Genomic DNA, 13,043 nt, shown 5'->3' with positions numbered 1-13,043 from the left:
TCCTTACCCGGCCTTCTGCGCCTCCTCATATGTTTTCTCCCCTGCCGGCACAGCCACGGTCAGGCGATTATCGGGCGGCGGCACCGGGCACACGTAATCGGGGTTATAGTTGCAGTAAGGGCTGTAGGCGCGGTTAAAATCCAGCATAACCGTTTCGTCTCCCTCCTCATAAGGCACATCCATGTAGCGGCCGCCCCCATAAGTCTCGAAGCCGTTGGTTTTGTCGGTAAAGGGCACAAACAGTTCGTCCTGCTTCTCGCCGCTCAGGCGCTTAAACAGAATCAGGCGCTGCGGCTGCCCCTCCAGTTCAAAAGTGGCCTCTGCATAGCGCAGGTATGACTCGGCGGTACCGTTGTTCATCTTCATCTGCACGGTATCCTGCTGCGGCAGTTCTTTTACCTCCGCCCTGATGCGGTAATCGAGCTTAGGTTCGTAGTAATTTAGCTTCTTAAAAGCCAGGCGGCCTTCCTCCGTAAACGGAGAATTCTCGCGGCTCCGGAACGAAAGCTCTTTGTTCTCGCGCTCCTGCAGCAGCGGTTTGATGTAGTTGTCGTCGTTGAAGATGGTATCCTTCAAAAAATAAAAAAGCACCAGCGCGATGCCGGCAAATATAATTAGCTTAAGCGGTCGTTGCATGAGGTTTTGAGGCCGTAGGTTTGTGCAAAGTTCGGAAATTTTTGGGAGAGAGACAGAAATTAAGCTACAGCCGGTTTAAGCTGTATAAGCATTCATTTTAATTTATATATTGCAATATGTGTAAGGCTATTCCTCTTAGCCAGCTGATTTAGGAGTATAGCAGGAGTAGTTCCTGCTAGTTGGTAGTTATAGGCAAGCTTAAAAGGAAAAAGCATGATAAAAGATTTTACTATCAAAGGAGAGTGGTTCCTACCATCAAGTCCTACCTACAGAGTTCATGGAACATTAAAATTTCATCCAACAGAAGGGGCAGATTTAGAACTATATGGTAGCTTATATGGTGAAGGTTTTTTCCCAGGTTTTAAAGACCAAGATGTAATATTAGGTTTATCTTCTGACAGCAAGCAAATAACCTTATCTGATTGTTACATGACCAAATCAGGTGGTACTACTCTTGTAAAAGGCGGTGAGTCAGGTAAACCTTCTGTTTCATATTCAATAGGATATATTCTTATCGGCTTACATGTTAACTCACCAGATGATTTAATATTCAACAAAATATCAAGTGAGATATTTAACCTTGATGAATGGATAGGTATTAGTGGTTTCGTAAACCATCCAACAGATTTCAGTGACAATAATCGTTATAAAATTAATGTAGAATATAAGCTACCAGAACCAATCAAGTTTCAAATTGACAAAGAAACCAACGGGAGGTTCAATTTTACAGCAAACCATCCAGGGATTTCACGTTACCAAAAAACTGTCAACATAACGCAAAGGGTTCAGTTTCAAGCTGAGACTAAGACTGAAAAATCTATTGGCGACTTATTAAAATATATACTCAGTTTCCAGAATTTTCTTATCCTAGCATTATACCGCAGTACGTTTCCAATATCTATTACTTTAAGTGGAGAAAAGCATAAAAATGATTATGGAGACGGGAAAACATATAAAAAAGACATAAAGCTTTACTTCGCAATATCAAATTTCAAAGAGCATGAAAAGTTGAAACTAGACTTTGAAATGATATTTAGCTATAAAAGAATTAAAGAAAATTTTCCAGTAATCATAAAAAATTGGTTTGCTAAATATGAATTACTTGAACCTGCTTTTAATTTAGTTTTTGAGCAATTTTATAATGGCAATCGCTTTACTGAGAACACCTTCTTAAATTTAGCTCAGTCAGCGGAAACTTTTCATGCAAGAATTCATAATCATACAAGAATTCCAAAGCCTGAGTATAAAAGCATGAAAGAAGAAATATTAAAAGTTTCTCCTATCCAATATCATGGTTGGCTAAAAGACCAATTCAACTTTGGCAATAATCTAAATCTTCACGCTAGATTAACAGAACTTACCGAGAAATACTCTAATGAAATACTAGATCAAATTTTAGGAGCTAAGGAGCAATTCGTTCTTAATGTTAAGAATTCTAGGAATTATTACACTCACTACTCTAATGATGGTAAGAAAAAAGCTTTAAAAGGTACTGAGTTATTTTATCTTTCAGAAAGGTTAAAAATTTTACTTGTTTGCTCATTTTTAGAAGAAATTGGTCTTCCCAAAGATAAGCTAGCTCTATCTTTAGATAAACTTAAATGGATTCTTTTTAATCACCTAACTAACTGGAGAGAAGAGAAAAAATAAAAAGCCTGCCTATAACAAGACACAAGCATTATGTTCAGCTTATGCTTCACCCATTGCCTATACGAACCGTTAGCCATAAATTGTAATATATGAAATCGAGAGGAATCGTAAAATGGGAAACATATGGATTCTTCTGTTTGCTATTCTTTCATTGACCTCATGCAACCAACAGCAGTATGACATCAACTATAAAGGAGAAGAAAATTATAAATCATTTTATGTGGTTGACATAATAAGTATTGAAAATCCTGTATGTGTCAATTCAAAGAAACACTGTGGGATGTTTATTCTTTCAAAGGATAAACTCAAGAAGTATTAAGGTGAAGCAGACTTCTTGATATCATCTGATGTGTTCCTTTCAGGTAATTACATATTAATTTTAACTATTTGATTTTATCTGGTCATTTATAAAAACACATGGAAACCTTTATTTCGATTCTGCGGGGCATCAATGTAAGTGGCCAGAAGAAAATACTGATGGCTGATTTAAAAGCGCTGTTCGAAAATCTGGGATTCGAAAACGTCAGCACTTACATCCAGAGTGGCAATGTTGTTTTTACCGCTCCAGAAGGCAGTAACGGAAAGGAGCTTGCCGGAAAAATTGAGGCCGCCATTGCTGAAAAGTATAACTTCCACGTGCCCGTCATCATCCGGACTGCTGCAGAAATGGAAAACATACTTGCTGTAAATCCCTTTTTAAAAGATATGAGCATTGACCAGGAGAAACTGCATGTTACTTTCCTGAATGAAATTCCGGAACAGGAAAAGCTGGAAAGTATAAAAGGCTTCCACTCTCCACCCGATCAGTTTGTTATTATCGGCAGAGAAGTATTCCTGCACTGCCCCGACAAGTATGGAGAAACCAAATTATCTAACAAGTTCTTCGAGAACAAACTGAAAGTAGCCGCCACAACCCGCAACTGGAAAACGGTAGCCAGGTTAGCCAACATGGCTGCAGATTGAACGAATCCTTTTGGCTTGCTTGAAGAATACCAGCAGAAAGGAAGACAGGAACAGCTATTCTTAGTTTCTCTTTACAACAGGCATCTTTTACCTGCCTAACCTTTGCTTAACTTTAATGCTTTCAGCAAATTGCAGCTATTAGCCTGCCATGCCGACGCTATTCTACACCTTTCCTGTAGCGCCCTCATCACGGCTCCCGCAGCTATAGCTGTAGGATAAACAAGTATAAACCGGTTAATTGCCATGCCGCACAACGAAGAACATTACAAAGCGCTGATTGCCCAGTTGGACCAGCTGCACCAACAGGCCTTGGAGCTGGAACAGAAATTTGAGCCACTTATCGAAAAAGCGCATCCAAATTTCAGAAACAGTGCCCGGAACCTGCTGCATTACCTGGCTTTGCGCCAGCACGACATCCGCGAACTGCAGGAAAGCCTGGCACAGCTGGGCCTTTCATCGCTGGGCAGGGCTGAGGCGCATGTGCTGACCAGCCTGGAAGCGGTACGCCACCAGTTGTGCCACTTAGCCGACTGCGCACCAAACGGAAAACCCTTGCCTGTTTCTTTTTCAGAGAGCCAGGCGCTTCTGGCGAGCCACACGCAGGATCTCCTTGGCCCTGCCCCAGGCAGCCGCAGCACCCGCATTATGGTTACTTTCTCTTCAGACCTGGCCGATGACTATGAACTGGTGTGCCGCCTAATGAAAGCCGGCATGAACTGCGCCCGCATTAACTGTGCCCACGACCACCCCGAAGTATGGCTACAAATGGTACAGCATGTGCAGCGGGCAAGCCGCGAACTTAATCTCCCCTGCAAAATCCTGATGGATCTGATGGGGCCAAAGTTGCGTACAGGCCCGCTGCAACCAGGACCAGCCCTGCTGGTAATCCGCCCGGTGCAAAACGAGCTGGGGCAGGTAACCGCCCCGGCCAAAGTATGGCTCGCGCCTGCGGGCATAACGCCGCCCGTGCAGGCAGACGCCACGCTGCCCCTGGAGGCCGACTGGCTGGCGCAGCTACAGCAGGGTGATACTTTATACTTTACCGATACCCGTGGCCGCCGCAGGCAACTATCGGTGGTGCACAAAGAGGCAAACGGGGTGATGGCGCACCTGCTTAAAACCTCTTATATCACAACGGGTACCCAGCTGAAAGTAAAAACCGATACCGTTGCATCGCGGAAGGCTGCTGTCGGTGAGTTGCCTGCTGCAACACCACCCCTCCTGCTCAGAAAAGATCATTTCCTGGTGCTCACCAAAGCTCCTATACCCGGCGAGCCCGCCCGTTTCGATGCACAGGGCCATGTGGTGCAGCCTGCTCACATCTCATGTACGCTGCCGGAAGTGTTTGCACATGTAAAAGCCGGCCAGCCAATCCTGTTCAACGATGGTAAAATTGAAGGCAAAGTACTGCAGGTGAGCCCTGATCAGCTATTGGTACAGATAACGTATGCCAGCGATGCAGGCAGCAAGCTGCGGGCCGACAACGGCATTAACCTGCCCGAAACGGAGCTTCACCTGCATGGCCTCACCGAAAAAGACAAAGAAGACCTGCGATTTGTAGCCAAACATGCCGACATTGTGGGGTTGTCTTTTGTAAACAATACAGCGATGGTGGAGGCGCTGCAACAGGAACTCCGGCAATTGGGTGCGACAAATGCAGCCATCATGCTGAAGATAGAAACCCAGGAAGCCTTCCGGAACCTGCCGCACCTGCTGCTGGCGGTTATGCGCAGCTACCCCGCCGGCATTATGATTGCGCGCGGCGATCTGGCGGTGGAATGTGGCTGGCAGCGGCTGGCCGAGGTGCAGGAAGAGATTTTGTGGCTGTGCGAGGCGGCACACCTGCCCGTGGTATGGGCTACGCAGGTGCTGGAGACGCTGGCCAAGAAAGGCCGCCCTTCGCGGGCCGAGATAACGGATGCTGCCATGGCACAACGCGCCGACTGCGTGATGCTGAACAAGGGGCCTTACATCGTGCAGGCCATCCAGCTCCTGGACGACATCCTGACCCGTATGCAGGCGCATCAGCACAAAAAAACGTCTATGCTGGGCAGCCTGCACATTTCCGATATGCAGGAACAAACGGAATAACCGCAGCAATGCTTTTACAGGTTTCCGGTTGTTCCTGCGCTATACCTTTCAAAATCACAAGTATAATTTGTGATTTATAGAATTATTTTTATAAATTTATTTTTCGCTGCCCAACAGGTTTACAGGCAGGGTACAATTAGGTATAGCAATTGGTTTAATCAAATTTTTAGCTGATGAATCAACAAAACCCGGTAAAGTGGCTTTATGTAGCGGCTGCACTTTTGATTGTAGCCGGCGCCGCAGTTTGCCTCCTGCACCTTTCAATCCATGATCTTGGCATGCACCTTGTTCTGGCGGGCCACCTGTTTATACTTACAGCCATCCTGCTGCAGATGAAGCAAATAAGAGACATGGAAAACCGGAACGAGTGGCTGCACACGCAAGCCAAAGAATACAAAAACAAATAAAACCTATGAAAGCATACCTTGCAGCAATGCTGCTGTCTTTTATCTGCCTTACGGCACAGGCGCAGCAACAGAAATTAATGCCCGCACAAGTAACAAAGCAGGGAAGTATAAGTCTGCCACAGCCTTTGGTGCTGGTCGGCGATGAGAAAACAGCAATGGGCGCTTTAATCCTCGATCCGAACCTGATTGAAAGTATAAACGTGTACAAAGGGGCGGAAGCAACAGCTAAGTTTGGAGACAAGGCAAAAGACGGCGCCGTGCTAATCGCCTTAAAAAACAACATGCAACTGGCGCGTATGGAGCAGGTATATACTGCTTTTAAAGTGCCGGCACAGCAGCAGAACCTGCCGGTAGCCATAAACGACAAACTGGTAGGTAACCCCGAACTGCTATTGGCCAACCTGGAGGAAATCCGGAAAGTAGAAGTTAAAAAGCAGGACGTTACGGCACCCGCCCGCTTCAGCTTTGACGAGGATGCGTTGTACCTTAACATCGTAACAAAACAGCCGCAACCTTAATGGCTAACCTATACTATGCTATTTCCGAGCGGCATAAGTTATCAGCCTGAAGTATAAAGCGTTCTTGCTACCTTTACCGATGTACCCGCTGCGGCATTTGCCGCCCGATGTAGCTATAAACAGAGCTATCGGCGCTAAAGCGGTCAAGCAAGTATAAAACTTAACTATGGACGGGAAAAAACGCGCTAACATCAAACCAGGGCTGCATGTAAATATTGTGCTGAAGGAAGACCAGCGCACTGGCCGCCTCATCGAAGGCTATGTACAAGACATCCTGACAAATTCGCCCGCGCACCCGCACGGCATCAAAGTGCGGCTCGAAACCGGCGAAGTAGGCCGCGTGCAGGAAATTCTGCCGGAAGACTGATTTTGCGTTAAAGACCTCGCAGCGTGCGCAGCTCCTGCGAGCGTCTGACACACAGCTAGCTCTTTAGATTGATAATGGATAGGATGCAGGAAGTATAAACTTTAAAAACAGCTACAGTTGATTTCAACCTAAAGTATAATAATCCAGCAAATTCTTTAATCCTGAAAATCCTGATTCAGACAATTGCTTCGTAGCAGGCCAGACGCTCGCAGGAGCTGCGCACGCTGCGAGGTCTTTTATAATGTTCCTCAACCTCTCTTCACTCATACCTCTAACTTTTTAACTCCCAAACTCTTTAACCCTTTAACTTTCTAACTCCTAAAGAATTCCTTCGTCGGCGAAGCTGTAGTAGTCGTTGTCGGTAAAGATGAGGTGATCGAGCACGGGCAAATCCAGAAACTGGCCCGCTTCTTTCATTTTCCGGGTGAGCGAGATGTCGGCGGCGCTGGGTTTGATGTTGCCGCTCGGGTGGTTGTGCACCAGTATAATCGAACTTGCCAGCTGTTCCAGCGCCTTTTTAAAGATAAGTTTCGGGTCGGCTACGGTGCCGGCCACGCCACCGGAACTAATGCTTTCCTTTTTCATGACCACATTGGCGCGGTTCAGCAGTATAATCCAGAACTCTTCGTGCGGTAAGTCCAACAATTGTGGCTTGATGTAGTTATAGATGTCGGTGGAGCAGGTGATGCGCGTTTTAGCGGTGGCAGCAGTTTCTTTGCGGCGGCGGCCCAGTTCCAGCGCGCTTACGATAGAGATGGCTTTGGCCTCGCCAATACCTTTATGCTTCATCAAATCTTTGACCGTTAGCCGCGCCAGTTCGTTCAGGTCGTTGCCTACGGCGGCAAGTATAAGCTTGGCCACATCTACGGCGGTAAGTTTGGCAGTGCCCGAGCCGATAAGTATGGCAATCAGTTCGGCATCGCTGAGAGCAGCTTTGCCTTTCAGCAGCAGCTTTTCGCGCGGACGGTCTTCTTCAGCCCAGGTTTTGATGTTAAGCGAGGCCTCGTAAAGGACAGGTTCGGAAGCAATGGCAGCATCTTTCACAGCGGTACAGATTTTGATAAGTAGTGGAATGTTACCTCAAGCCGATTCAGCAGAAATTAGTTCAGCCGGAGCCTCCTTGAATTTAAAAATAATTATACTTTAACCAGCTATATTAAAACAGGCACAGGCAACCTTGCCTGCTATGAATTTATACTTATGCAACGATTATTCTCTAAGTTCCTATCCGTAGGAATAGTGGTTCTGATCCTGTTTCTGATAGACCTCTATGTTTTCCAGTCCGTCCGAATCGTTTCGCAAACGCTACCGCCTGCAGTGCAGCGCATTATGTATGTTATTTACTGGGCGGTTTTTGTAGTTACGGCTGCCACCTTCGTCCTCATTTCCGTTACACGTGGTGCGCCGCCAAGCGCCTTCCAGACTTACCTGGCGAGCACACTTTTCATTATCTTCGCTTCCAAGTTGGTGGTGGTCGTTTTCCTGATGCTGGACGACGTGCTGCGCCTGGGCAAGGTAGCCCTCAACAGCGCCGGCAACGAGGCCGCTTTCGATCCGTCGCGCAGCAAATTCCTGAGCCAGTTGGGGCTGGTGGTTGCCGCTGTTCCGCTGACAGCTTTTATCTGGGGCATGGTGAAAGGAGCTTACGAGTACCGCGTGAAACACATTACGCTACGCTTCCCCAACCTGCCGCAAGCCTTCGATGGGTATAAAATGCTGCAAATATCGGATTTGCACACAGGCAGTTTTACTTCTACCGATCCGCTCAAGGAAGCCGTGCAGTTGATTAACCAACAGCATGCCGATATCGTATTTTTTACCGGCGACCTGGTGAACAATATGGCCGTGGAAGTGCAGCAACACATCGACACACTTGGCGGAATAAAAGCTAAAACAGCCGTTTTCTCAGTGCTCGGCAACCACGACTACGGCGACTATGTAGCCTGGCCGGGCCCGGAGGTGAAACGCAAAAATTTACTTACCCTGATTGACAGCCACGGCAAAATGGGTTGGGATATCCTGATGAACGAGCACCGCATTATTGAAAAAGACGGCGAGCACATTGCCATACTTGGCGTAGAGAACTGGGGCAACAAAGCCGGCTTCCCGAAGTATGGCCGCCTCAACAAAGCTTACGCGGGCGCGGCCCAGGCTCCCTTTAAAGTGCTCCTCTCCCATGATCCGTCGCATTGGGATGGCGAAGTGAACCAGCAGTACCAGGACATCGATCTCACCTTGTCAGGCCATACCCACGGCATGCAGTTTGGCATCAACATACCCGGCTGGAAGTGGAGCCCGGTGCAGTACATGTACAGGCAGTGGGCCGGTTTGTATAAAAAAGGGAACCAGTACCTGTATGTAAACACCGGCCTGGGCTTTTTAGGATATCCGGGCCGCGTAGGCTTTCTGCCTGAGATTACGGTTTTTGAACTGAAGAGAGCCTGACAGGATACATTTCCAGCAAGTATAGCAGCTTTTAAGCATCAGGGCAGTGCCTATACCCGGTGTTTGCTTTCCTGTAATGTACTGTACAGGCATTTCTATATTTGGTGGAAGACAAACCTGAAAAGCGCATCTTTTAATAGCTTACGAAGCCTGTTTCTATGCTTTACATCATGCCATTCCAAGCAGGATTTTAAACTCCTGGCCAGCTGCTTTTGCTGTGCTTTTACAGCTGGGCTGCCCTTTGCCAATGCATTTACCCGACAAACATTAACCTGTAGTGCCCGTAAAACAGCAACAGCACCCCACATCGGTTTTTATACTATTTGCTGATGTTTAACCTATTCAAACTTAACGCCTGTCACACTATGAAAAAGATTTGCTATTCTATATTTGCTGTCTGCACCATATTTTTTGCTACTTCCTGCAACACCGATGAAAAAGGTACTTCTATGGAGGTGGCAGATGCGAACAACAACGAGGATGTAGACCCGGAGCACATCCGTGATTATGCCGCAATACCCGGCTCCGAAACAAATACCGATATTGATGAGCAATACAGGAGCAACGCAGACGAAATGACTGCACAGGTAGCTGCCGACCTGCAACTGAATGACGGCACGAAATCACGTGTGCGTGATGTATACTATAACCGCAGCAAAAAGCTCGGCGACCTGCGCAACGGCAATACGGCCGGCAGCAGCTCCGGCGGTTCGGATGTGGGCACCGGCAGTGCCAGCAGAGGAGATGCCCCTATAGAAGCTAACACCGTAGATACCCTGCGCGCCGATGCAAATGCCCAGGCAAACAATAACACTACTATGCCGGCAGCAGACATGGAGGCAGCCCGCCAGCGCATCAACGACGAAGCCAACCGCCAGTTGCAAACCATCCTCACCCCCGAGCAATGGAAAATGTATGAGCAGAACCGCGCCAAGTATGATAAGATGCAGAAAGAAATAGACGTTGCCTTTACCGATCCAACCAGTAGAATGAAAGAGTAAAAAGCATGCAGCAGAACCGGGCAGTACGCCTGAAGCCAGGACATCTCTTTAAATTAAATATACTTTCCAAAGCCTGCAGCACCCGTAGCTGCAGGCTTCTGCTTTTTACGGCTGCGCTTCCGGCTTAACGCCACCTGCGCATCTATCAAACGCTATATTATTTGACGTTGGCATACTTTTTGGCGAACTTTGTCGTACTAGTGTAAATTGTTCCGGGCCGCAGCCGCTCTTCCATCGAATTATACATGCCTAAACAGCCCCTGTTCTGCCTGCTTACCTTGTTGCTACTGCTCTGCTGTCTGCCGGCCGTAGCCCAGAAAACTATAAGGGTAAGTGGTACGGTGCTGCAATCAGACCGCACAACGCCTATACCCGGCGCTACCGTAGTAAAGGTAAACAGCCAGATGGGTGTGCTGACTGACAAAGACGGTAAGTTTAAAATAGACGTAGCACAGGAAGACACGCTGCTTATCCGGGCTTTAGGTTTTAAGCCGGTACTATACCTGCCCAAGCCCTTGCCGGTGTCGGAGTTGCGCGTGAACATTGTGATGAACGAAGACAGCGTGCTGCTGGGCGAAGTAGAAATAACAAGCCGCCCCTCGCCGGAAATGATACAGCGCGCCCTGCGCAACATGAAACGCCAGGAAACCAGCCAGGTGAAAAAGCCCGGTTATATTCCCGGCCTGGAGCCTCCGCCTCCGCCGGCAGCGCCCGCCGCTACTATTGGCAGCCCGGCTACCTTGCTGTATGATATGCTGTCGAAGGAAGGCAAAGAAAAACGCAAGCTGAATGAGTTGCTGAAGCAGCAAGAGGAAGAACGCCGGCGAAAAGAGCAGGAGGAGTATAATAAGTTCTTCAAGAATAACACCGGTTACGAGTAAAACCAGCAAAACATTGTACTGCTGATTAGGTTATGGGTATACTAAACCCAAACCTGCTATGAAAATCGGATATCCCTGCATCAACCAAACCCTGGATTGTAGTTCGTCCCGCACCTTCCGGCTTGCCTCCTACAGCGAAGAGCGCCTGCTGGAAACCGTGGAACAGAACCTGGCCTGCCTGCAACGCATCCTCGAATACAACGTGCAGCATAACCTGCTCTTCTTCCGCCTTACCTCCGATCTGGTGCCTTTTGCCTCGCACGAAATAAACAGGTATAACTGGCAGGATCACTTCAAAAGTACTTTCCGGGAACTGGGCAGCTACATCCGGAACAACAACATGCGCATCTCCATGCATCCGGATCAGTTTGTGGTGCTCAACTCACCCAACGGGCAAACGGTAAAAAACTCCATTGCCGAACTGGTATACCAGGGAAGTATACTTGATTTGATGGAACTCGACACAACGGCTAAACTGCAGATACATGGCGGCGGCGCGTACGGCGATAAACCTGCCGCCATGCAGCGCTTTGCCGAAGTATACCATACCAGCCTGCCCGAAGCTGTGAAAGTCCGCCTCTGTGTAGAAAACGACGATCGCACCTATACTTTGCAGGATTGCCTGCAACTACACGAACTCACCGGCGTGCCCATCATTTTTGATAACCTGCACCACGAATGTGTGAACAACGGCGAACCCATGCATGAAGCCGTAGCAATGGCCGCTGCCACCTGGGATGCTGCAAAAGACGGTATCCTGATGATGGATTATAGTGCACAATCGCCGGGCGAGCGCAAGGGCAAGCACGTGCAAAGTATACAGGAAGAAGCTTTCCACGACTTTCTGGTAGAAACCGAAGGCCTGAACATGGACATTATGCTGGAGATAAAAAACAAAGAAGCCAGCGCCCTGAAAGCCGTGGAAGTAGCCCGCGCGCTTGGCCGCCTAAAAGTATGAGCCAAGCAGGTGAAACAGCCATTCGCCCATCTGCCACAGCGCCCACACCAAAAGTATAAGCAACACCACAAGCCCGACAACAACGCCTATAATTATGCCTTTGCCACTGCCCTGGTATTTGCCTTCTTCATAATGGCGGCGCAGCAGGCGCACATTGCGGTCGTTGGCTTTAAAAGCAAAATCGAAAAGACTGCCAAGTATGGGAATGCTGCCGATAAGCGTATCAAGGCCCACATTGAGCAGCATCAGCGCCACCAGTTTGCCACTCGCCCCATGCCGTGCCATCGTCAGAATCAGCATCGCCGATACGCTAAAGGAAGCCAGATCGCCGGCAATGGGCAGCAGCCCCAGAATTGGGTCCAGGCCAAAGCGGAAACTGGTGCCGGGCACCCGGAACTGGCTATCCATCAGGTGCGACACGTGGTCTACCCATTTTAGTTTCTCAGACTGAGGAGTGCGGTTGTAGCGCGTGTTGTCGTATGCCATAAGCTGCTTATACGGGAATAATACCTGTAGGTGCAGGTATAAAAAAGTGGACCTGCTGCCATATAAACGAATAGAATCTGATGCCTCTATTGCTTACCTTTACTTGCGGCAGGCTTACAGGCCGTATTTACCACAAAAAAGTATATCAAATTTATGCGAAAGCTACTGCTCCTTCCGCTCCTGCTTTTGCTGGCAGGATGCCAGACCATCGAAACGGCTGATCCGGCCGTTGCCGCCCAGCTACAGGGTAGTTGGATAAATACTGCCGTGGTGCAGGAATATTATGATGCCTCTGATAAGCTTGTTTATGAACGCTCGCCGCAGCCTGACAGCCTGGTATACAGGTTTACGGATAAAACCCTTGCCATCATCCTGGACTCCACCCTGTTTACAAACGACTCAACCAGCAGTATAAAAACACTGGAAACCGCATCTTTCAAATTATCAGAGATTGAAGGCACGCCGCGTATTACTTTTACTTTAGGTAGCAGCGGCTACTCAAATACAGTTATCAAATCTATTTCGGGCTCGGCCATGGAATGGGAAAATGTATATCAAAACCAGGCTTACCAGGACTCAACTGACACCAAAACAGCCGCAAAAATGGTGGTGCGGCATTCGTTCACTAAAAGACAATAGC

At 48.0% G+C, this 13,043-nt stretch carries 14 protein-coding genes; 11 read left to right on the top strand and 3 right to left on the bottom strand.

The window, feature by feature from the left end:
* Nucleotides 1-3 precede the first annotated feature (3 nt).
* Nucleotides 4-636 carry a DUF1684 domain-containing protein gene (locus tag I2I11_RS01655; RefSeq protein WP_196265920.1) on the bottom strand — a complete coding sequence of 211 codons (633 nt, stop codon included), beginning with the start codon at nt 634-636 and terminating at the stop codon, nt 4-6.
* Between the two features lie 213 nt (nt 637-849).
* On the opposite strand from I2I11_RS01655, the gene I2I11_RS01650 reads away from it, so the two are divergent.
* From I2I11_RS01650 to I2I11_RS01625, 6 genes are all read left to right on the top strand, one after another.
* The gene (locus tag I2I11_RS01650) at nt 850-2,286 is read left to right on the top strand and encodes an ApeA N-terminal domain 1-containing protein (RefSeq protein ID WP_196265919.1); all 1,437 of its coding nucleotides are present in this window, start codon (nt 850-852) and stop codon (nt 2,284-2,286) included.
* 417 nt (nt 2,287-2,703) lie between these two features.
* Nucleotides 2,704-3,249: a DUF1697 domain-containing protein gene (locus I2I11_RS01645; protein ID WP_196265918.1), complete on the top strand. Its 546-nt coding sequence runs from the start codon at nt 2,704-2,706 to the stop codon at nt 3,247-3,249.
* Nucleotides 3,250-3,492: 243 nt separating this feature from the next.
* Nucleotides 3,493-5,340 (top strand): pyruvate kinase, encoded by a 1,848-nt coding sequence (locus I2I11_RS01640; protein ID WP_196265917.1) that lies wholly within the window; start codon nt 3,493-3,495, stop codon nt 5,338-5,340.
* Between the two features lie 173 nt (nt 5,341-5,513).
* Entirely contained in the window at nt 5,514-5,747 is a 234-nt protein-coding gene (locus tag I2I11_RS01635) for a hypothetical protein (protein WP_196265916.1), read from the top strand.
* A gap of 5 nt (nt 5,748-5,752) precedes the next feature.
* The gene (locus I2I11_RS01630; protein ID WP_196265915.1) at nt 5,753-6,265 is read left to right on the top strand and encodes a hypothetical protein; all 513 of its coding nucleotides are present in this window, start codon (nt 5,753-5,755) and stop codon (nt 6,263-6,265) included.
* 166 nt (nt 6,266-6,431) lie between these two features.
* A complete protein-coding gene (locus tag I2I11_RS01625; RefSeq protein ID WP_196265914.1) occupies nt 6,432-6,632 on the top strand; it encodes a YwbE family protein in 201 nt (66 codons plus the stop codon).
* Nucleotides 6,633-6,950: 318 nt separating this feature from the next.
* Here I2I11_RS01625 and radC read toward each other — a convergent pair whose 3' ends face one another.
* Nucleotides 6,951-7,676 carry a RadC family protein gene (radC, locus tag I2I11_RS01620; RefSeq protein WP_370582901.1) on the bottom strand — a complete coding sequence of 242 codons (726 nt, stop codon included), beginning with the start codon at nt 7,674-7,676 and terminating at the stop codon, nt 6,951-6,953.
* 156 nt (nt 7,677-7,832) lie between these two features.
* Here radC and I2I11_RS01615 point away from each other — a divergent pair, with 156 nt between their 5' ends.
* From I2I11_RS01615 to uvsE, 4 genes are all read left to right on the top strand, one after another.
* Nucleotides 7,833-9,077, top strand: coding sequence for a metallophosphoesterase (locus tag I2I11_RS01615; RefSeq protein ID WP_196265913.1), 1,245 nt, complete (start codon nt 7,833-7,835; stop codon nt 9,075-9,077).
* Nucleotides 9,078-9,442: 365 nt separating this feature from the next.
* Nucleotides 9,443-10,078 carry a hypothetical protein gene (locus I2I11_RS01610; protein ID WP_196265912.1) on the top strand — a complete coding sequence of 212 codons (636 nt, stop codon included), beginning with the start codon at nt 9,443-9,445 and terminating at the stop codon, nt 10,076-10,078.
* Between the two features lie 245 nt (nt 10,079-10,323).
* Nucleotides 10,324-10,959, top strand: coding sequence for a carboxypeptidase-like regulatory domain-containing protein (locus tag I2I11_RS01605; protein ID WP_196265911.1), 636 nt, complete (start codon nt 10,324-10,326; stop codon nt 10,957-10,959).
* A gap of 58 nt (nt 10,960-11,017) precedes the next feature.
* Complete coding sequence (uvsE, locus tag I2I11_RS01600; protein ID WP_196265910.1) at nt 11,018-11,917, top strand: UV DNA damage repair endonuclease UvsE; 900 nt, start codon at nt 11,018-11,020, stop codon at nt 11,915-11,917.
* Here uvsE and I2I11_RS01595 read toward each other — a convergent pair.
* Nucleotides 11,906-12,403, bottom strand: coding sequence for a DUF4112 domain-containing protein (locus tag I2I11_RS01595; protein WP_196265909.1), 498 nt, complete (start codon nt 12,401-12,403; stop codon nt 11,906-11,908). The two genes, uvsE and I2I11_RS01595, sit on opposite strands and share 12 nt — an antisense overlap.
* Nucleotides 12,404-12,556: 153 nt before the next feature.
* On the opposite strand from I2I11_RS01595, the gene I2I11_RS01590 reads away from it, so the two are divergent.
* Nucleotides 12,557-13,042, top strand: a complete 486-nt coding sequence (locus tag I2I11_RS01590; protein ID WP_196265908.1) for a hypothetical protein — start codon at nt 12,557-12,559, stop codon at nt 13,040-13,042.
* Nucleotide 13,043 lies beyond the last annotated feature (1 nt).

The organism is Pontibacter rufus (assembly GCF_015694705.1).
Taxonomy (GTDB): Bacteria; Bacteroidota; Bacteroidia; order Cytophagales; family Hymenobacteraceae; genus Pontibacter; species Pontibacter rufus.
Note: the sequence above shows the minus strand (reverse complement) of the source record. Positions and strands in the feature narration are given on the sequence as shown.

Excerpts from the sequence above, each read along its gene's own strand:
- I2I11_RS01590 (WP_196265908.1), top strand. The coding sequence starts at position 12,557 with ATGCGAAAGCTACTGCTCCTTCCGCTCCTGCTTTTGCTGGCAGGATGC.
- I2I11_RS01635 (WP_196265916.1), top strand. The coding sequence starts at position 5,514 with ATGAATCAACAAAACCCGGTAAAGTGGCTTTATGTAGCGGCTGCACTT.
- I2I11_RS01605 (WP_196265911.1), top strand. The coding sequence starts at position 10,324 with ATGCCTAAACAGCCCCTGTTCTGCCTGCTTACCTTGTTGCTACTGCTC.
- I2I11_RS01615 (WP_196265913.1), top strand. The coding sequence starts at position 7,833 with ATGCAACGATTATTCTCTAAGTTCCTATCCGTAGGAATAGTGGTTCTG.
- I2I11_RS01645 (WP_196265918.1), top strand. The coding sequence starts at position 2,704 with ATGGAAACCTTTATTTCGATTCTGCGGGGCATCAATGTAAGTGGCCAG.
- I2I11_RS01640 (WP_196265917.1), top strand. The coding sequence starts at position 3,493 with ATGCCGCACAACGAAGAACATTACAAAGCGCTGATTGCCCAGTTGGAC.
- I2I11_RS01625 (WP_196265914.1), top strand. The coding sequence starts at position 6,432 with ATGGACGGGAAAAAACGCGCTAACATCAAACCAGGGCTGCATGTAAAT.
- I2I11_RS01630 (WP_196265915.1), top strand. The coding sequence starts at position 5,753 with ATGAAAGCATACCTTGCAGCAATGCTGCTGTCTTTTATCTGCCTTACG.
- uvsE (WP_196265910.1), top strand. The coding sequence starts at position 11,018 with ATGAAAATCGGATATCCCTGCATCAACCAAACCCTGGATTGTAGTTCG.
- I2I11_RS01610 (WP_196265912.1), top strand. The coding sequence starts at position 9,443 with ATGAAAAAGATTTGCTATTCTATATTTGCTGTCTGCACCATATTTTTT.
- I2I11_RS01650 (WP_196265919.1), top strand. The coding sequence starts at position 850 with ATGATAAAAGATTTTACTATCAAAGGAGAGTGGTTCCTACCATCAAGT.
- I2I11_RS01595 (WP_196265909.1), bottom strand. The coding sequence starts at position 12,403 with ATGGCATACGACAACACGCGCTACAACCGCACTCCTCAGTCTGAGAAA.
- I2I11_RS01655 (WP_196265920.1), bottom strand. The coding sequence starts at position 636 with ATGCAACGACCGCTTAAGCTAATTATATTTGCCGGCATCGCGCTGGTG.